We start from the raw sequence: 18,596 nt of genomic DNA, 5'->3' as shown, positions 1-18,596 counted from the left end.
TAGTAACGGCAATGTGCTCCGCCCTCATCATGCTGACCCCGCCGCGGATTGCGACCGAAGCGTTCACTGACGCCGCTGCCGCGGTCGCGCGCCTGGAAGAGATTTACGAACGCAATACCGCCTTCCTGCGGGACCACTTCGAGGCCTACGCCAATGGCGGGCCGCTCACGGCGCGCGTGCGCGCCAACTATCCGTTCGTGCGCATTGCGACCTCGACCTATGTGCGGGTCGATTCGCGCCTCGCTTACGGCTTCGTCGCAAGGCCGGGGGTGTATGAAACCACGGTGACGAGACCGGACCTGTTCCGCACCTACCTCACCGAGCAGATCGCACGATTGATCGACAATCATGGCGTACCGGTGGAAGTCGGCGAGTCGAACGAGCCGATCCCGATTCATTTCGCCTATCGTCGCGACATCAACATCGAAGCCGCACTCACTCCCGGCGACAAATCGAACGTGATGCGATCGCTGCGCGATCTCTTCGATGTGCCTGACCTGGCCGCCATCGACGACGCGATCGCCAATGACACGCTCGAGCTTGCGCCCGGCGCTCCCGAGCCGCTGGCGTTGTTCCGCGCGGCGCGCGTCGATTATTCGTTGCGCCGACTTTATCATTACACTGGCACCGATCCGGAGCACTTCCAGAACTTCGTGATCTTCACCAACTACCAGTTCTACATCGATGCGTTCGCCGAGTTGAGCCAGAAGCGTCTGGCTTCAGGCCAGATCGGCCCAGACGCCTTCGTCGGCCCGGGGAACGTGATCACGCGCAATACGCGCCTTGGCGGCGGTACGACCGGGATCGCTCCGGAGCGCATGCCGCAGATGCCGGCCTTTCATTCGGTCGAGGCCGGCTATCGGGGCATCACCCTGATCAACATCGGGACCGGTCCGTCCAATGCACGGAACATCACCGACCATGTCGCGGTGCTGCGGCCGCACGCCTGGTTGATGCTGGGACACTGCGCCGGTCTCAGGAATACGCAGCGGCTCGGAGACTACGTGCTCGCGCATGGCTATGTGCGCGAGGATCACGTGCTCGACCATGAGCTGCCGCTTTGGGTGCCGATACCGGCGCTGGCCGAGATGCAGGTCGCGCTCGAGGAAGCGGTGGGTGAAGTGACCGGGCTCGAAGGCTTCGAACTGAAACGGTTGATGCGCACGGGAACGGTCGCAAGCGTGGACAATCGCAACTGGGAGATCGGCGATCGCTCGGTCATTCGGCGTCTGTCGCAATCGCGCGCGATCGCCCTCGACATGGAATCGGCGGCGATCGCCGCCAACGGCTTTCGTTTCCGCGTTCCCTACGGCACGCTGCTGTGCGTGTCGGACAAGCCTCTCCATGGCGAGATCAAACTCGCGGGCATGGCAAGCGAGTTCTATCGGCAGCGCGTCGGCCAGCATCTTGAGATCGGCCTGAAGGCGCTCGAGAGATTGCGGGAGCAACAATTGGAGCGCCTGCATTCGCGCAAGCTCCGGAGTTTCGCCGAGGTCGCGTTTCAGTAACGCGTTAGATTTCGCGCCGCTTGTCCACGTCATCAAGCTTCAACCCACCAGGAATGTCTCCAGCTTCTCGCAGAAGAAATCCGGAACCTCCTCGGCAACGAAATGACCGCTATCCTCCGCGACGACACTCGTGAGATCGGCAGCCTGACCGCGCAAGGATTCGGCGAGCTTGTCGCCGACGCCATAACGCCCGGTGATGGTCATCACAGGTGGCGTCAGCTTGCGTCCGCGCAACGCCTCGGCGAACCGCGCATCCTGGCGCAGCGCTCGATAGTAGTTGAACCCGGCTGTCATTCCGCCGGGGCGGGCGTAATGATAGGCGAACTCTGAAATGGCATCCTCGGAAATGGCCATCTTGTTGTGCGACCAGGCCCGAATCTGCGCGCGGATGTAGTCGCGCTCTCGACCCATGGTCAGCATCTCCGGAAACTCCGGCGCCATGTGAAATCCATAGTGCCAGGCTCCACCGCGCAGGGCGTCCAAATTCTCGGTTCCCGGAAGCAGGCAGTCGACGAGCACCAGCCTGGAAACGGCTTGCGGGTAAAGGTGGGCGAGGACATAGGCCGCCTTGCCGCCCATATCGTGACCGACCACGTGGGCTGGAGCGGGTCCCAAGTGAGCGATCAATGCGCGTATGTCCTCGGCAATCGTCTGCTTGTCGTATCCAGCGTCGGTGCGTTCCGATAGTCCGGACCCGCGCAGGTCAGCCGCAACCACGGTGAACTTCCTGGCCAGTCGCGGCATGATGCCGCGCCAAGCAAACCAAGTCTCGGGCCACCCGTGCAGCAAAACGAGGACAGGGCCGGATCCCATGGCAACGTAGTGCATGCGGATGCCATTCACATCGACGAAACGACTAGACATCCCGGCCGGTATCTTAGTGGGCTCCGCGCTATCGAGCTTCTCTTGAGCAGAGACGGACTGCAGTCCCGTCGCGGCCGCGCCCGCGAGCAGTATCTGTGATCCTCCGAACAACAGCGATCGCCGGTCGAGCTCCATCGTGCACCTCATCTTGGCCGAGTTCTTGCGCGGAATGTTCATCATGGACCGCACCGCGTCTATCCGCTATGAGCGAATGATCTGCATAACCAGGTGTTATGAATGGATCTGACCGCCGCCCTTCGTGCTTTCGTGCGCACTGTCGAGCGCGGCTCCATCACCGCCGCTGCCCGTGACCTGGGCGTCTCACAGCCCGCGGTGAGCAAGCTGTTGCGTAACCTTGAGCAGCACGCCGGTGCGCGCCTGCTCGAGCGGACCGCGCGCGCGGTGCGCCCAACCCCGCAAGGCCTGATGCTCTATGAAGCAGGCGGAACCTCTCTGGCCGCCATCGATGCGGCGGTGGAGATGGTGCGCCGTGATATGGGCGAAGTCGGTGGCAAGCTGCGCATTCACGGCCCCGTCTGCCTTGGTGAAAGCCATCTGCACCGCATCGTCATGGACTTCCAAAAGCAGCACCCGACCGTATCGATCGACCTCACGCTGGAAAACAGGGCGGCGGACCTCGTGCATGAAGACATTGACCTGGCGGTTCGCATCGGACGCCCGATGGACCAAAGTACCGTCCTGCGCAAGGTGGGCCTCATCAAGCGCATCCTGGTTGCGACACCTGAGTACATTGCAGAGCATGGACCGGTCCGGCGCTGCCAGGCACTGACGGACCATGCGCTCGTTGTCACTGACGCGGTGCTATCTCGTCGAGGAACACTGACGCTCTCCAACGGCGCCAGAACCATCGAAGTGCCAGTCCAGCCCGTGCTGAAGACCAACAACGCACGGGTCCTTATTGCGGCCTTGCTGGCGGGCCGCGGCCTGGGTCCGGTACAGCTTCCATTGGTGACGGAAGAACTGCGTGCGCGACGTCTGGTGCAGGTGCTGCCGCAGTACGAGATTCGAGCGAGCGAACTCTACGTGGCTTATCCGACGTCGCGCTTCCTAAGACCTGCAGTGCGCGCCTTCATCGACTTCGTGGTACCCGCGCTGCGCGCTGTCGAGGGTATCACGTGAGCGCGCTCTTCCCATGAAGGCGGCTGAAAAGGTGGGCGAGGGAGGTTTTCCGCGGAATGCCGGCCGATCCTTGTTGGTGCTTCCCTCGCTGCGCCGAGTGGCGGTGAGAGATTCTCACCGACAGCGGCACATGGGATGCGGAGGAACATCCACCTCCGGCCTGAGTTACAGTCGCAGAGGGAACGCAGCGTGGCCCTTTCTCCTGCCGAGGACTGATCATGACGGGCGGACGAGCGCAGATCAGCGACGTCAACATCGGTCCGCATCATCTCGCCGGCATACTGGACGCGCCTGAGGGCGCGACTGCCATCGTGATCTTCGCGCATGGCAGCGGCAGCGGCCGCAACAGCCCGCGCAACAATCAGGTGGCGGCGGGCTTGCGCGAGGCGGGTTTTGCCACCCTGCTGCTCGATCTCCTCAGCGAGCAGGAAGACCGCAACCGCGGCAACGTTTTCGATATCGGTCTGCTGGCGTCACGCCTCGCCGAGGCCTCGGACTGGGTTCGTGCCAGGCCCGAATTCGCAACCCTTCCCGTCGGCTATTTCGGTGCAAGCACCGGGGCCGCGGCCGCACTGGTCGCCGCGGCCGAACGGCAGAATGTCGGCGCGGTGGTCTCGCGCGGCGGACGGCCCGATCTGGCTGGAGAGGCGCTGCGCGCCGTCACCGCGCCGACGCTGTTGATCGTGGGCGGCGCCGACCTGCCGGTCATTCCGCTCAACCGTGCGGCCTTCGCCGCGCTTTCCTGCGAGAAGGATTTGGTCATCGTGCCGCGAGCCAGTCATTTGTTTGAAGAGCCCGGCGCGCTCGAGGAGGTCATCGAGCATGCCAAACGCTGGTTCCGCCGTTTCCTGTCATCGCCGCTGACGGGAACCTGCGACGAGCGCATTTTCGCCCACCGGCGCGAGGCCGGACGCCGGCTCGTGCCCACGCTCATGAAGTTCAAGAACGACAACCCGGTGGTGCTGGCACTGCCGCGCGGCGGCGTGCCGGTCGCATTCGAGGTCGCGCAGGCGCTGAACGCGCCGCTCGATGTCGTGCTGGTACGCAAGATCGGTGCGCCCGGTCATCAAGAACTCGGACTCGGCGCGGTGGTCGACGGTCCCAAGCCGCAGGTGGTGATGAACGACGAGATCGTTCGCGCCATCGAGCCTGGCGCGGGCTATCTCAAGGCGGAGACATCCCGCCAGCTCGCCGAGATCGAGCGGCGGCGGCGCCTCTATCGCGACAGCGAGCCACCCGTCGACATTGCCGGCCGCACCGTGATCGTGATCGACGACGGCATCGCGACCGGCGGGACGATGAGGGCCGTGCTCAAGGCGCTCTCCAGGGCAGGTGCGCGCCGGCTCGTGCTCGCGGTGCCGGTCGCTCCGACCGAAACGCTTGTGAGCCTGAAGGCGGAGGCGGACGACATCATTTGCCTGATGACTCCTGAGTCGTTCTTCGCAGTCGGCATGCACTACCGGGATTTCAACCAGATCTCGGATCGGGAAGTGGTGGAGCTGCTGCGCCGCGCCAAGGGAAATGGCGGCCGTGCGTGAGCGTCCGTATCGGGCGTGCCGTCAAGTTCAGGAAAGGTGCGCCCTATCGAACCGGTGGTCTCTCCAGGATATCCTCCATCCCGTCGTGTGGACGCGGGATGACATGTGTGGAAACAACCTTTCCGATCTGGCTTGCAGCCGCCGCACCGGCATCGACGGCAGCCTTCACCGCTCCAACGTCGCCCTGCACGATGATCGATATGAGCCCGCCGCCTGGCTGCTGCCGGGTGACGAGCTTGACATTGGCCGCTTTGACCATGGCGTCGGCGGCCTGGATGGCGGCCACAAATCCTCGCGTCTCGACCAAACCAAGAGCCTGCAACGCCATGGCTTACTCCTTCTGCAAGCGTCCGAGCGAAAAGCGGACTTCGTCGCGCCGTCCTACTGGGACCGAGAAGCGGCGGAATCCGATGCGATGAAGCTCGACCAGCAGTTCAGGCGGCACTGTGCTGCCCTCAATCCCTAAGGAAGCGCCCCGCTCTGCAGCCATGGCGGCTGCCGACAGCAGGTTCGCCACATAGGGCGGAAGGCGCCGGAAAGGATTCGCTCGAATGAGCTTTTCGTTCGCGTACTGGTCCAGCACATCCAACGATTGCTGCACTTCAATCGGGAAACCACACACCGTGCGGACGATATCCCCGGCGTCGACCCAGATCGGCGCGCCGGTCTCCGTGATCTGAACGATGTCGTCAAGCGCCATCACGTTCTGGATCATGGCGCCCGCACGCAGCCCCGCCTGTTCGGCTTCGCGCTGGAAAGTCGCAAATTCCGAGCAAGCTGAGATGCCGCCGATCAGAACGGCAGCGCCTTCGTGCCTGGCCCTTTCTGCCGCGGCCGATATTCCCAGCAGAATCGCGCGCAGATAGGTCATGGAGCCGAGAGGCAGGAAGAAGCCCGGCGGCAGCTCCTGCCAATTCTCGATCAAGCGCCGCGCGCGGTCCGAGCTCACGCGGGGCAGCCGAAACTGCAGCACGCGTCCCGAAGCTCCCGCAAGCGCCGGGGCACAGGCCTCACACACGATCGCACGGATCTCCTCCGCTATGCCGCGCGGCGGATTCGGCGGACCGGCGGCAACCGTCAATTCGACAAACCGGCCGATGCGGCCATTCGCAATGATGAGGTCGGTCACGCTGACGACGCTGCCGCTCGGGACACCCGCCTCAGTCGATTCGATCAGTTCGTCGCTCGATTTGGGCGAGATCCAGACCGATGCTTCGGACTTCTCATCCGCCCATTCCAGAATGCGCCTGAGGGCGGGCAGGCCCGCGCCGGCGGCCTTCAGCTTGATCGCGCCCGCAAACACCTTCCCGGTCCTTCCATCCATCGAGACTTGATCGCCCTCATGGTAGGTCCGGCCGGCGATCGAGAACGTCTTGCGCTTGAGGTCGATATCGATGGCGTCGCAACCGACAATGCAGGGCCGGTCGAGCGCGCGGGAAACCACGGCGGCATGACTGAGCGCCCCGCCTCGCGCAGTGATGATCCCTCCAGCGGCCAGCATTCCCCTGATGTCCTGCGGGCTCGTCGTCGGACGCAGGAGAATGACGGCCTCACCGGCCAAGGCCCTGTCGGCCGCGCGATCGGCGTCAAGGATAACGGCCCCGTGGGCGTGTCCTGGCGACGACCCGAGTCCCTGCGTCAGCAAGGCGGCCTTTGCGAGATCCGCCTCGTCGAAAGACGGTCGCGACACCTTTCTGACCTGCTCAGACGTAATCCGCGCCAGCGCCGCCTGTCTCTCAATGACTCCTTCCGCAACCAGATCCTCCGCTATCCTGATAGCGGCGGCCGCGGTTCGCTTCGCTGGTCTCACCTGCAGGAAATATAGCTGTCCGGATTCGACCGTGAATTCGATGTCCACGGCATCCGCATAGAGCCGTTCGAGTGTCTCACTGTGCCGCTCGAAGGCTTGCCGCAGGCCGGCGTCAAGCGCGCTCGCTTCGGACAGATCGATCGGCGTATGCGTTCCAGATACCAGGTCTTCTCCCTGCCGGCCGATAAGATACTCGCCATAAAGGGCTTTGTTGCCATCGTTCGGATTGCGGGTGAACGCCACGCCAGACCCGGAGTTTTCATCCGCATTTCCGAAGACCATGGCCTGAACCGTCACCGCGGTGCCGAGATCATCGGAGATTCCATGGTGCTTCCGGTAAGCCTTCGCCCGCGCGCTATCCCAGGACCGGAAGACGGCTTCCACGGCTTGCTCGAGTTGCCGGCACGGATCGGCGCTCGCTGTCTCACCTGCCGATTCAATCTGATCGAGAATGCAGCGTTCCAGGTTCTCGAAGGAGGCAAGCGTGAGATCGTTCCGCGCCATCGACTCCGCGTCTTTCACGGACTGCATCAGCTCGGATGGATCGATCCCCAACACGATGTCGGCGAACATCCGCCAGAACCGCAGCCAGGTGTCGAGCGCAAAGCCGCTTCCTCCGGGACCGCCCGCGAGCGCGAACGCCGACGCGGATGTCAGCCCGAGATTGAGAACGGTATCCATCATTCCGGGCATGCTGACCGGCGCCCCAGAGCGGACCGAGACGAGCAAGGGACGAACTCTGCCGGCAAATGAACGGCCAGACTGGTTTTCCAGAGCGCGGATCGCATCGTGGATTTCGGACAGAAGGCGTTGGTCGATCTTTCCGCCATTGGTCCGAAACTGATGGAAGCCATCGACGCCAATGACGAACGCGGGAGGAATGGGTATTCCCGCACGCGCCATCTTTGCCAGCCCGCTTGCCTTGCCTCCGAACCGCAGCGCGTCCTCGACGTCCCTGTCCGTCACTTCCCGAACGAAGCTGTCATCCATCACATTCGCCATCACACGCAATTGCATCATGTATCCCGTGGGCGCCCAATGACCGAGAGGATATCCTCGTGGAATTCGAACCAGATATTGTGAACGGAGTCGATCGTCGGCTTGCAGACGAAATCCTTCTCGCCGTGGTCGACCCTGGCGACGCTGTTGCCGAACCGGCTGACGTAGTTCTCATATCTGGGAATCAGCGGAATGAGCTCCTGCAGGTTCTTGGTCAGGCGCTCCACCGTCCTGATCAGACGCGATTGAATGCGTTCGTCGCCGTCGGCTGATTGCCACTCGCTCACCTGCTTGATGAACTGTTCGTTGACGGTCTCGAAGCGCTCGTACCATGCAAGAACGACCTGGTTGGAACGCATCGCCTCATAGGCTGTCCGGTAATAGTCGTGGACCGCACTCGTCCCCTCCGGCAAGAGCAGGTGCCTTCCGTCGGCGATCATTAAGAAGCCGGTGCCGGCGGCCGCGCCAAGCACCAATTCGACTGTCGAAACGTCGAGCCCGACCGCATTTGCGATTTCCTCAGTGGTTGCCATCTTCTTCAGATGGACGCCATTGAGCACGATAAAGTCTTGTTCGTTGAGGTCTTTCATCACCTGTCCGGTCGACTGCGAAGGACGAACGAGGCAAAGCGCGCCTCGCCCGTCCCTGTGCTTTGAGCGCTATTTCCAGAAATACTTCGATCTGGTCAGGCTTACATTATCAGGGAAGGGAAGATATCCCTCGCCCGAGAAGATCTTCTGCGGCACCGTCGCCTGCGCAAAGCCACGTTTCACGATGTCATAGTAGTAGTTCGATATGCGCTGGTCGATCTCCCAGAACTCGTAGTCCTTGCAGGCTTTGTCGTAGGTCCCGGCCAGGCGAAGATGCGGCAGGATCATGTCGATATAGTACACGTACAGCCCGTTGGTGATCAGCGTGCGCCGCGACATGCGGGCGAACTTCGTATAGAGCTTGAATGTCGCCTGCTGGACTCCCTCAAGCCGCTTCTCCAGCTCGGAGATCTTGACGGGATATACCTCACCCATCGGCGTGTCCCATTTCTCGCGAACAAAGACCGCGCCGCCGATGATGTGCTCGATGTAGTTCTTCGGACGCGTGAACGTGGTGGAGATGTCGTTCACCCGGATCTCCGAGAGACCCATCTTGTCCGGATCGATCACGAGGCACAGCGAGTAGCAGTGCGGCACGTTCTCGTGGTCGCAGACGTCGCTCCAGTCATAGACCTCCTCGTTGGTGAAGAGGTCGCGGATGATCATGATCTTGCCGTCCGGAAGCTCGTAGGGACCGGTATCGCCCAGTCCCAGGCGGCAATCATAGTGATCCAGGAACGAAAGCAGTTCCGCGGCCGCATTGAACCGCACCAGCGCATCATGCGTGTGGCTGCCCGGGTCGAAATACTCGATCTGCCCGGTCAGTTGGTCCAGGATATCCTTCTCATGGATTCGGCAGCGATAGCGATCCTGGGAGTTCAGGATATAGCCGTCCTGGCGCTTGCCCCAAAGAATGCGCTGCATGAACTTGAGGATGATGTTGCTTTCGCGGACGTAGTCCTGCGGCTGAATAGCCTCGAGCGCGAGCAGGCCGCAACGTCCCATTCCGAAACCGACCGCGCCGATGCACCAGTCGTGGACGCAGTTCACCTTGGTGCCGATCTCTCGTCTCGCCGTCGCCCCGATATTCATGACGCCTTGCGCGCCGATCTCGTTGGTCGTCATCTCCAGGATTTCCGGCCAGCGATAGAATTCGTGCATGAAGGCCAAGATCTCGTATTCCTGACGAGGTATCATGCCCGAGACACCTTCGGTGGCGCGCATTACCAGCACGTCCCAGATGTTCCAGGCGAGATAGTTGTTCAAATCGTTCAGCTCGTCGACCGTGAACTGGTCCCTGAGCACGTCTTCCTTGCTCACCTTCTCCAGCACTTTGCTCTTGGCGCGCTGGCGCAGGATCTTGTCGCCCAGGATGCCGTCGGGCACGGGGTCCATACCCCTAAAATTGCCTTGATACACCAGATCCTGAAATCGCAGACCGTCGTCGGCCGACTTGTAGCGGTCCTTGTAGGTAGACATCCGTTTCCTCCTCGACTGAGATTTGTTTATTGGGCAGTCAGGCGATGACAGCGACGCGCCCCGTTTCCCTGTCTTCGCAATGCAACTGCACCTTCTTGCCTTCGAGTGCCTTGATGATCGCTGCGAAGTGGGCATCGTTGTTGCCGCCGGTGACGTAGCGGGACTCGCTGCCGGTGAGGTAGGCCGTCATGACGCAAGGCATCTGGAATTCGCGGGACAGGATTCCGAGATGAGATTCCGGCGCACCGGACATCGTGATCACGCCGATGGAGCCCAAGCTCAGCGCCGGCGCAAGGAAGGTCGTCGTTCCACCCTGGACCAGCAGGATGTGCTCTTTCAGCTTTCCGCTCTGGATCAGCGCAATGACGGACTTCGGATCTGGAAGATACTTCACGATTCCGGACGGCGTTTTCTTGGTCTCGAAGCTGTTGTACCCTTCCGCGATATAGCTCATTAAACTCCTCCCTCTGTTGCTATCGTTGGAAACCCGGTCATCGCAGCGCTGGTCGGCCACCACCCTGCAGACGGCGTAAACTGGCCAGAAGAATCTTGTCGACGGCGCCGCTGCCCACCGGAGCGCCGACATTCTCTTCCTCGCGAGGTCTGTCGATGCCGCAGCTCACGGGTTGATCGAGCATGGCGGTTGCCGCCATCCTCCGCCGCCTGCGCTCAGCCGCGGCATCGGCCACATCGTTGTCCTGGCAACCGCAGCTACAGCCGGAGCGAGGGGTAATCGAACCTGCCTCAGCGGCGGGCGCAATCGAGCAGCTACTCGAGGCAAAGCCCCCGGGCAGAAGGTGCGCAACGAGCTCCTGCGGCCACACCGCAACGAACTCCGCTCCGGCTGCGAGCAACTGCTGTTCGGCATGCATCCCCCAGGCGACGCCGATGGCCCTTATCCCGCATTCGACCGCATGCCTGATATCGCCGACAGTATCGGTGATCAGGGCGATCTGGTCGGCGCTCGGCGCTTCCGGCTCGTGGCCTTCGCGATAGGCCGGCGAGCAATTCCTGTTGACCATGTACGACCGGTCGGACAGGAAACGTCTCACGCATGCACGCTTGTCCTGTTCGACGTCGCCGCCGAAGACGTGCGAGAAGCAGTGCGTGAGGTTTTCCCGATCCAGGATGCGCCGGATCGTCGCCACGGAATTCGACGAGATGACCGCAAGGGAGCAGCTTCCGGCGAACGCGCGTATGACGTCGGCCATCCCCGGCACGAGGTCGGGATTGTATTCACGCTGCAGCAGTTCGAGAAAATGTTGGGCGGCTTCGTTCGCGCGTCTGTCGTCGCCGCAATGCTTCTGCAACCCATGAAACATGTTGTCTTCGAGCAGACGAAAGAACTCGGCCTGCGTGTTGATGCCGAGCGCAAGCGCTGCGTTCGTCTTCGCAAAGACACGCCATGAGGCTTCCCTGGTCTGAACCAGCGTTCCGTCGAGATCGAAAAGGACGGCCCGCACGCTCATGGCAAGGCCGCCACGCCAGCACGAACCCGCGTCGCGGGTTCGGAATTCAACGCGGTGAGCTGCGGTATCTCGAAGAAGTCCTGGATTTCCCCGTAGCCGGTGAGACTGTCGCAGGTCCATTGCGCCAGCGCATTGAACGACACCATGTTAGGCCAGCATTGCCAGGGAAAGCTGGTCAATCCCTTGCCGCGCAACCTCCATTCCCGATCGCTGCTATCGACAAGGACGAGATCGACCTCGTCCGCATAGCGGTCGCGCGATCTCTTCGTCGTGCCGTGCGCGGCCTTCAGTCCGAAGACCCTGCCCTTCTCGACGACGTAACCGTGGGCGAGCGACAATTCACGCCCGTTGGTCTTTGGGTCGAAGCTGAAGATCGCGTGAAAGGCCAGCTCCCGCGAAAAGTGCGCGTGCAGCCAGCTCATGTTGGGTGCGCCGCGCTCGGGACGAGGGCCCCAGCTATGATCCATCGTTGAGATACAATCGATCGGGAACGATTTGCCGCGGACCGCGACCTTGCCCTTGAAATGTCCGGTCTGGTCAAAATGACCATTGTAGGCCGTACCCCACGCAAATTTGCCGCCCTGTTCAGCCTCCTTCAGCGCCTTCGCCTTCATCGGGTCCATGACGGGATCATGGATATCAAAGGGAAGCATGATCGACCGATACTCGACATCGATCGTCGTTCCCTCGCCATCGTCGTATCCAATGTGCCAGTCCATGTTCGGGCGGAGGCACTTGATGCGCAGGGAGTTCTCGAGCGTGAAATCGCTGAGGTCGCGCGGTTCTGGGATTGGGATCGAGGCCCGCAGATCGCAGAAGTCCGCCTCCCAGGGCGTGTTGGCAAATCCCGAATTCATGCAGATCGTGGAGCTCACGATCCCAAGATTTGGACGAAACAGGGCATAGACGCCCACATTTAGCGTGGCCTCAGCATTGAAGAAGCCGAAGAAGTTGGTCTCCGCCCAGTTCGGGACGCCAGCGTCCGCTTTGTGGAAATGGACGTCTTCGTCTTGGATCATTTTTGTTTCTCCCTAGCGGGCGCTCTTGGCGGCGCCTTCTGCGAGCACCGTCATCTTCTTCATTTAGTGAAGGCGTTGCCATGGTCCCGCAAGATAAATCGCCCGGCGTCTTTTTATCCGCCCGGGAGAATGACGCTCAGGACGATGCGCTCCTACAATCCGGAAAACGACGGCGATTGAACGCTGGCGATATCGATCTAGGGAGTGTGGCATGGAAATCGGGCGTGTGGTCGGGACGGTGGTTTCGACAATCAAGTCGTCCGGCCTGAACTCCTACAAGTTGCTTATCGTAACGCCTCTCGCTTTTGGCGAGGAGCCGGCGGCTGCCCAAGGAGCTGCCCAAGCCGCCAAGAATTACGTCGCGATTGATCTGGTAGGCGCCGGCGAGGGCGAGGTCGTGCTCGTCACGACCGGAAGCGCCGCGCGCGTCCTGGACGCCACTGAGGTTCCGACCGACGCCGCCATCATCGCGGTCATCGATACCATCCAGATCGGCAGCCGCAATGCCTATTCGAAAGCCTGACCGGCAAAGGCGCCTGTCGAGACACCGCACTCAACCCAAGCAACGAGGAGAAACACAGATGAACAACACGCCGACAACGGGTCAGCCGAGAGGCGCTCTGGGCCTGATCGAGACCAAGGGCCTTGTGGGCGCCATCGAGGCGGCCGACGCGATGGTCAAGGCAGCCAATGTGAGGCTGATCGGGCGCGAGCAGATCGGCGGCGGGCTCGTGACCGTCATGGTCAGAGGCGACGTCGGCGCCGTGAAGGCCGCCACCGATGCAGGCGCGGCAGCCGCGGGCAAGGTCGGCGAAGTGGTTTCCGTTCACGTCATTCCGCGGCCGCATGAGGACGTGGAGGGAATCCTCGGCAAGGGGTGAGCGCATCGTCAGTTTGAACCTCGAAATTCGAAGGCATGAGCGAGCCGATGGGCGTGGCAGTGGATCTTGATTCCGATTTGGCGGGTTTGGCGGACGCGCGCAGCAAAGCGCGTCAGGCGCGATCGGCGTTCCGAGCATTTGCCGGAGTAGACCAGGAAAAAATCGACAACATCGTTCGGGCAATGGCTGAGGCCGGCACTGCAGCCGCCCAGGAACTCGCGCGACTGGCGGTCGATGAAACCGGGTTCGGCGTCTACGAGGACAAGATCCTCAAGAATCTCTACAACACCAAGTTCGTCGCCGCTTCCATGCTCTCGATGCGGACCATCGGGGTCTTGTGGGTGGACGAAGTCAACCGCATGACGGCCATCGGGTCGCCGATGGGCGTGATCGCGGCCATCATTCCCGTTACGAATCCGACCTCGACCGTGCTCTTCAAATGCCTGGCGGCCGTAAAGTCAGGCAATGCGATCGTGTGCGCGCCTCACCCCCGTGCTATCCGTAGCTGCGTGCGCGCGGCGGAAGTCATGGCGGAGGCGGCGGTCAAGGCCGGCGCGCCGAAGGGCCTGATCTCCTGTCTCTCGCTCCCGACCATCCAGTCGACGGGTGAGCTCATGCGACACCCCGACGTCTCGGTCGTGCTGGCGACCGGAGGTCCGGGAATGGTGCGCGCGGCCTATTCCAGCGGCAAGCCGACATTTGCGGTCGGCGCCGGCAATGTGCCGGTTTATATCCATCGGTCGGTCAAGGACGTGAAAGAAGCCGCGCTGATGGCGATCACGTCGAAATCCTTCGACAACGGCACCGCGTGCGTCGCCGAGCAATCCATCGTGCTGGACGAGCCGATTGCGGATGCCGCAATCGGCGCTTTCGCAGCGCAGGGAACGCTCTTCCTGAGTGGACCTGATCAGCAGCGGCTTGCGGACGTCATCTTCACCGAGAAGGGCGAACTCAGGCCGGAGGCCGTGGGCCTTTCCGCTCAGGAACTGGCGCGAAGGATCGGTCTCAACGTTCCCGGCGACTGCAGGGTGCTTGGTGCCCAACTGAGCGAGGTGGGACCGCTGACACCTCTCTCGCGCGAGATCCTCGGCCCTGTCTTGTCGTTCTACCGGACGGCAGACGTTGCTGCGGCCTTTGAACGGTGCCGGCAGATTCTCGCCTTTGGCGGCGAAGGCCACACGCTCGGTCTTCATTGCGAGGATGATCAGGTGATCGCCACCCTGTCCGCGCTTCCCGCGGGCCGCATCGTCATCAATACGCCGACGCTGTTCGGCGGCATGGGCTATAGCTGCGCAACCGATCCGTCTTTCATGCTCGGCACGGGCACCTGGAGCGGCTCGATCGTCTCCGACAATGTGACTCCGCTCCATCTCATCAACATCAAGCGCATCGCCCACGAGGTGCGCCCGTGGCGCTCGCTGTATCAGGCGAACATGGGGCTCTGAGCATGCTCGCGCGCACGACATCATCGCAAGCGACTGCCAGCGTGGAGGCGACCGCGTTTCTTGAAGCGGCTGCGACAACCTTTCGCAGTCCGGCCTGCGATTCGGATGCAACGCTGTCTTTCGGAATAGACCTCGGGACCGCGACGATCGTCCTGACGGCCGTCGACCGGCAAGGGCGACCGGTCTATTGGGACAGCCTGCCCTGCCAGGCCGTGCGCGACGGTGTCGTTGTCAATTTCGGCGACGCGGTTGCTGCCGTGAAGCAACTCAAGGCCACCGCAACGGCCGCGCTGGATCGGGAGATTGCCGCGGCGGCGACGGCGTTTCCACCGGGCGTGCCACCGGCCGAGGCGAGGGCCTGCCGCTACGTCCTTGAGAACGCCGGCATCACCTGCCGACAATTGGTCGACGAGGTTACCGCGGCGCAGGCCCTGCTCCAGTTGACAGAGGGCGCGATCGTGGATGTGGGCGGCGGTTCGACTGGCGTCGGCGTCGTGATGAACGGCACGATCATCGCGCTCGATGATGAGCCCGGCGGCGGACATCATCTGGACCTGATCTTGGCCGGTGCCCTCGGCATATCGATAGAAGAAGCCGAAGAACGAAAGCGCCGCGGCGATCACGATTACTCACACATCCTGCGACCGGGCATCGAGCGGATCGCGAGTTCGATCGTTCGCCAGATCGGCGAGCATCCCGTTCAATCGATCCACCTTGCAGGCGGAGCCGTCCGGGTGCCTCACGCGGCATCGATCGTTACCGCTTTCAGCGGAATCAAGGCCTGGGCCTACCCGCACTCGGAACTCGTAACCCCCTTCGGAATCGCAATGAGCTGACTGATGGATTTTCAACTGCGCACATACGCCTTCATCGACAGCATGCAGCCGCAGGCTGCCGCGCATGTCGCCTCCACATGTCAGGGAGACGTGCCGGTCGCGGGCATGTCCGAGCTCTTCATCGAAGTGGCGCCCGGCAATGAGATCTTCCGCTGCGCGGACATTGCGCTGAAGGCGGCGGATGTCCGCCCTGCCCTCCAGATCATCGAACGCGAATTTGGCCTTTTGGAAATTCATTCCCACACGCAATCGGAAGTCCTGGCGGCCGGCCAAGCGGTCCTCGACTATCTTGGCCTCAAGGAGGAAGACCGTGTGCGGCCCACGATCGCCTCGTCGCAGTTCGTCACCAATGTGAACCCCTACCAGGCGCAGCTCATCAACAAATGGCGGAAGGGCAATCTGCTGCTGCCGAGGTCGAGTCTCTTCGTCCTTGAAGCGACGCCGGCCGCCTATGTGACGCTTGCCGGCAACGAAGCCGAGAAAGCCGCCAACATCAGCCTGATTGAAGTCCGCGCGGTCGGGCGTTTTGGCCGACTGTTCATTTCCGGCACCGAGAGCGAGGTCGAAACCGCAGCCAAGGCAGCGGTTGGCTCGCTCGAGGAGTTGGGAGCCAAGACATGAGCGTCATTTCGGTTTCTGACGTGGAGAAGGCCAATGGCGTTCTCGTCATTGCCGCGAGAGACGTTCTCACGCCGCTGGCAGCCGATCGCGCCAAGGAGCTGAACGTTCGGATCGAGCGGGCTGGTGTCGCAAAGGAGGCTGCAGCACAGGCTCCGCTGCCTTTGCGCCCAATCGTTCAAGGATCGGTAAAGCCGACGCCTGCAACCAAATCGCCAGTTGGCGGGAACTCAATTCAACCAGGCGCCCTATCGGGCGCGCTGTATCGTCGCGGCGCGCCGGTACCAACAAAGATGCGGGTTCGGGACAACCTTGAAGACGCTGCTCAGGAAAACCGACCCCGCGCTGCGGTGATCGGCGCAGGTCACGTCGGCGCCATGACGGCGCTGCGGCTCGCGGAGACCTCGCTTTTCTCGCGCGTCGTGCTTGTCGATATCATCCCGGGGCTCGCCGCCGGACTTGCGCTCGACATGTGGCACAGCGCTGGCTTGCGCGGATTTACCACCCGGATCGAAGGCAGCACCGAGCTGTCCGCACTCGAGGGCGTCAGCTACGTCGTCATGACCGCCGGCCGTCCCCGTCAGCCGGGCATGAGCCGAACCGATCTGACCGGCGTGAACGCGGAAATCGTCGGTGGTGTCGCAGATGGCATCCGGCGCCATGCGCCCAATTCGGTGGTGGTCGTCGTGACCAACCCGTTGGAGGAGATGACCCACCTGATGGCGAAGCGGACGGGGTTTCCCTCCAACCGAGTCATCGGGATGGCGGGGGTGCTCGACAGTGCGCGCTTCTGTTCCCTGATCGCGCTGGAGGGCGTTGCCAAGCCGCAGGATGTCAACGCCATCGCACTCGGCAGCCATGGCGCCGAAATGGTCATTCCCTTGAGCCTTGCGACCGCGAACGGGCGTCCGCTCGAGGAACTGATCGCCAAGGACCGTCTCGCCGCCATCGTCGAACGCGCGCGGGACTCCGGCGCCGAGGTCGTCAAGCTGCTTCAGAAGGGAAGCGCCTATTTTTCGCCCGCGGAGTCGGCGGCCTCGATGGTGGCGGCCATGGTGCGAGGCGGCAGCTCCTTGATCGCCGCGTGCGTGCAATCAGGAGGCGCATATGGCGTGGCGGATACGCGGATCGGTCTTCCGGTCCGCCTCGACGCCAATGGCGTGAAGGAGATCGTGAAGCTGCCGCTCAGGCCCGATGAACAGGCGGCCCTCGCGGAGGCCGCGCGAAGCATTGCCAAACGCATTTCCGAACTGGGCTGACATGCGCGCCGTTGTCTATCAGGGACCGGGAACCATCGCCGTCCGGGACGTGCCACCTCCGCGGCTGGAAGCTCCTGATGATGCGCTGGTCCGAGTCGATCTGGCCGGCATCTGCGGCACCGATCTGCATGTCATCGCAGGCGATTTTGCGGGCATTCAACCCGGCGCGATCATCGGCCATGAATTCGTCGGCGAAGTCATTGCCGTCGGCAGCGCCGTCACACGGTTCAAAATCGGTGACCGCGTCATGTCGTCCGACTTCACCGCCTGCGGCCACTGCCATTGGTGCAACCGGGGCGACCATTGGGAATGTCGGGAAAGGGCGTTCTTCGGCACGGGAACTTCCTTTGGGCCTCCCCTCGCCGGTGCGCAGGCGGAAATCGTTCGCGTGCCGCATGCCGAGACCACACTTGGACTCTTACTTTCCAAAGGCTGCTCCGACGAGGCGGCGATCCTGCTCGGCGACAACCTGGCGACGGGTTGGGCGGCGGTCGAGCGCAGCGGCCTCCTGCCGGGTGAGACCGTCGCCATCATCGGCGGCGGGACGGTTGGTCAGCTTGCGGCCCTGTCGGCGCAAGCCGCGGGAGCCGGCGCCGTCATCGTGATCGAGCCGAGCGAGGTACGACGCACATTCGCCCGCGCCAATGGCAGCCTCGCCGCCACTCCGGAACAGGCCTCCGCACTGGTCGCCCGCTTGACCGACGGAGAAGGTGTCGACGTGGTCGTCGAGGCCGTAGGCAACACCGCCGCCTTGTCTGTAGGATTCGACCTGGTGCGGAAGCGCGGTCGCATCATCTCGGTCGGCGCGCATGCAGCCGAAGGCTGGTCATTTCCCCTCGCAAAGAGCTTTGCCAATGAGCTGACGCTGAGCTTCGCCATAGGCGATTCCATCCGTCTCCGTTCGCGCCTGCTGTCGCTGATCACGACGGGCGTTCTCGATCCCACGGTGGTGGTGGATCGCAGGATTGGATTTGCCGGCGCGGCCCAGGCCTATGCCGATCTCAAGGCACAGAGGATCATGAAAGCCGTGATCGATCCCCGGATCTGATTGAGATCAGCCCTGCCCCGGTTGCCAAATTGGGCCAACCAGAGCAAGCTTCCAGAAGCGGCAGCTATACTGCATCGCACAAGACAAGGTTCG

At 62.5% G+C, this 18,596-nt stretch carries 18 protein-coding genes; 10 read left to right on the top strand and 8 right to left on the bottom strand.

Annotation, left to right across the window (positions count from 1 at the left end; genetic code table 11):
* Positions 1-29: 29 nt before the first annotated feature.
* On the top strand, positions 30-1,508 hold the full coding sequence (locus ACZYOF_RS04025; RefSeq protein ID WP_463714885.1) for an AMP nucleosidase: 1,479 nt from the start codon (positions 30-32) through the stop codon (positions 1,506-1,508).
* 39 nt (positions 1,509-1,547) lie between these two features.
* Here the strand turns inward: ACZYOF_RS04025 and ACZYOF_RS04020 are convergent, their stop codons facing one another.
* Positions 1,548-2,507 (bottom strand): alpha/beta fold hydrolase, encoded by a 960-nt coding sequence (locus ACZYOF_RS04020; protein ID WP_463714876.1) that lies wholly within the window; start codon positions 2,505-2,507, stop codon positions 1,548-1,550.
* 102 nt (positions 2,508-2,609) lie between these two features.
* Between ACZYOF_RS04020 and ACZYOF_RS04015 the strand changes: the two genes are divergently transcribed.
* Both ACZYOF_RS04015 and ACZYOF_RS04010 read left to right on the top strand, forming a co-directional pair.
* On the top strand, positions 2,610-3,512 hold the full coding sequence (locus tag ACZYOF_RS04015) for a LysR family transcriptional regulator (protein WP_130577575.1): 903 nt from the start codon (positions 2,610-2,612) through the stop codon (positions 3,510-3,512).
* Between the two features lie 218 nt (positions 3,513-3,730).
* Positions 3,731-5,050: a phosphoribosyltransferase family protein gene (locus ACZYOF_RS04010; protein ID WP_463714875.1), complete on the top strand. Its 1,320-nt coding sequence runs from the start codon at positions 3,731-3,733 to the stop codon at positions 5,048-5,050.
* Positions 5,051-5,093: 43 nt separating this feature from the next.
* Here the strand turns inward: ACZYOF_RS04010 and ACZYOF_RS04005 are convergent, their stop codons facing one another.
* The 7 genes from ACZYOF_RS04005 to ACZYOF_RS03975 all read right to left on the bottom strand — a co-directional run bounded on the left by ACZYOF_RS04005 (position 5,094) and on the right by ACZYOF_RS03975 (position 12,416).
* Positions 5,094-5,378 carry a BMC domain-containing protein gene (locus ACZYOF_RS04005; protein WP_463714874.1) on the bottom strand — a complete coding sequence of 95 codons (285 nt, stop codon included), beginning with the start codon at positions 5,376-5,378 and terminating at the stop codon, positions 5,094-5,096.
* A gap of 3 nt (positions 5,379-5,381) precedes the next feature.
* Positions 5,382-7,877, bottom strand: a complete 2,496-nt coding sequence (locus ACZYOF_RS04000; RefSeq protein ID WP_463714873.1) for a pyruvate, phosphate dikinase — start codon at positions 7,875-7,877, stop codon at positions 5,382-5,384.
* Entirely contained in the window at positions 7,877-8,449 is a 573-nt protein-coding gene (locus ACZYOF_RS03995; RefSeq protein WP_282527024.1) for a hypothetical protein, read from the bottom strand. The genes ACZYOF_RS04000 and ACZYOF_RS03995 overlap by 1 nt, the downstream gene beginning before the upstream one ends.
* A gap of 69 nt (positions 8,450-8,518) precedes the next feature.
* Complete coding sequence (locus ACZYOF_RS03990) at positions 8,519-9,928, bottom strand: hypothetical protein (protein ID WP_463714872.1); 1,410 nt, start codon at positions 9,926-9,928, stop codon at positions 8,519-8,521.
* A gap of 37 nt (positions 9,929-9,965) precedes the next feature.
* Entirely contained in the window at positions 9,966-10,382 is a 417-nt protein-coding gene (locus ACZYOF_RS03985) for a PEP-utilizing enzyme (protein WP_130577580.1), read from the bottom strand.
* Between the two features lie 37 nt (positions 10,383-10,419).
* The gene (locus ACZYOF_RS03980; RefSeq protein WP_282527022.1) at positions 10,420-11,397 is read right to left on the bottom strand and encodes an HAD family hydrolase; all 978 of its coding nucleotides are present in this window, start codon (positions 11,395-11,397) and stop codon (positions 10,420-10,422) included.
* Positions 11,394-12,416 (bottom strand): DUF7064 domain-containing protein, encoded by a 1,023-nt coding sequence (locus ACZYOF_RS03975; protein WP_463714871.1) that lies wholly within the window; start codon positions 12,414-12,416, stop codon positions 11,394-11,396. The genes ACZYOF_RS03980 and ACZYOF_RS03975 overlap by 4 nt, the downstream gene beginning before the upstream one ends.
* A gap of 211 nt (positions 12,417-12,627) precedes the next feature.
* Between ACZYOF_RS03975 and ACZYOF_RS03970 the strand changes: the two genes are divergently transcribed.
* The 7 genes from ACZYOF_RS03970 to ACZYOF_RS03940 are packed head-to-tail and all read left to right on the top strand — an operon-like array spanning position 12,628 to position 18,503.
* Positions 12,628-12,939 (top strand): EutN/CcmL family microcompartment protein, encoded by a 312-nt coding sequence (locus ACZYOF_RS03970; protein WP_282527020.1) that lies wholly within the window; start codon positions 12,628-12,630, stop codon positions 12,937-12,939.
* Positions 12,940-12,997: 58 nt separating this feature from the next.
* Positions 12,998-13,297, top strand: coding sequence for a BMC domain-containing protein (locus tag ACZYOF_RS03965; RefSeq protein ID WP_130577583.1), 300 nt, complete (start codon positions 12,998-13,000; stop codon positions 13,295-13,297).
* Between the two features lie 35 nt (positions 13,298-13,332).
* On the top strand, positions 13,333-14,742 hold the full coding sequence (locus tag ACZYOF_RS03960; protein WP_463714870.1) for an aldehyde dehydrogenase family protein: 1,410 nt from the start codon (positions 13,333-13,335) through the stop codon (positions 14,740-14,742).
* 2 nt (positions 14,743-14,744) lie between these two features.
* Complete coding sequence (gene eutJ / locus ACZYOF_RS03955) at positions 14,745-15,578, top strand: ethanolamine utilization protein EutJ (RefSeq protein WP_463714869.1); 834 nt, start codon at positions 14,745-14,747, stop codon at positions 15,576-15,578.
* A 3-nt stretch (positions 15,579-15,581) separates the two neighbouring features.
* The gene (locus ACZYOF_RS03950) at positions 15,582-16,199 is read left to right on the top strand and encodes a hypothetical protein (RefSeq protein ID WP_463714868.1); all 618 of its coding nucleotides are present in this window, start codon (positions 15,582-15,584) and stop codon (positions 16,197-16,199) included.
* Positions 16,196-17,455, top strand: a complete 1,260-nt coding sequence (locus tag ACZYOF_RS03945) for a malate dehydrogenase (RefSeq protein WP_463714867.1) — start codon at positions 16,196-16,198, stop codon at positions 17,453-17,455. Before ACZYOF_RS03950 ends, ACZYOF_RS03945 begins: the two co-directional genes overlap by 4 nt.
* 1 nt (position 17,456) lies before the next feature.
* Positions 17,457-18,503 (top strand): alcohol dehydrogenase catalytic domain-containing protein, encoded by a 1,047-nt coding sequence (locus ACZYOF_RS03940; RefSeq protein ID WP_463714866.1) that lies wholly within the window; start codon positions 17,457-17,459, stop codon positions 18,501-18,503.
* Positions 18,504-18,596 lie beyond the last annotated feature (93 nt).

The organism is Bradyrhizobium sp. LeoA1Lang (assembly GCF_055413685.1).
This window is presented reverse-complemented; position numbering and strand designations above follow the sequence as displayed.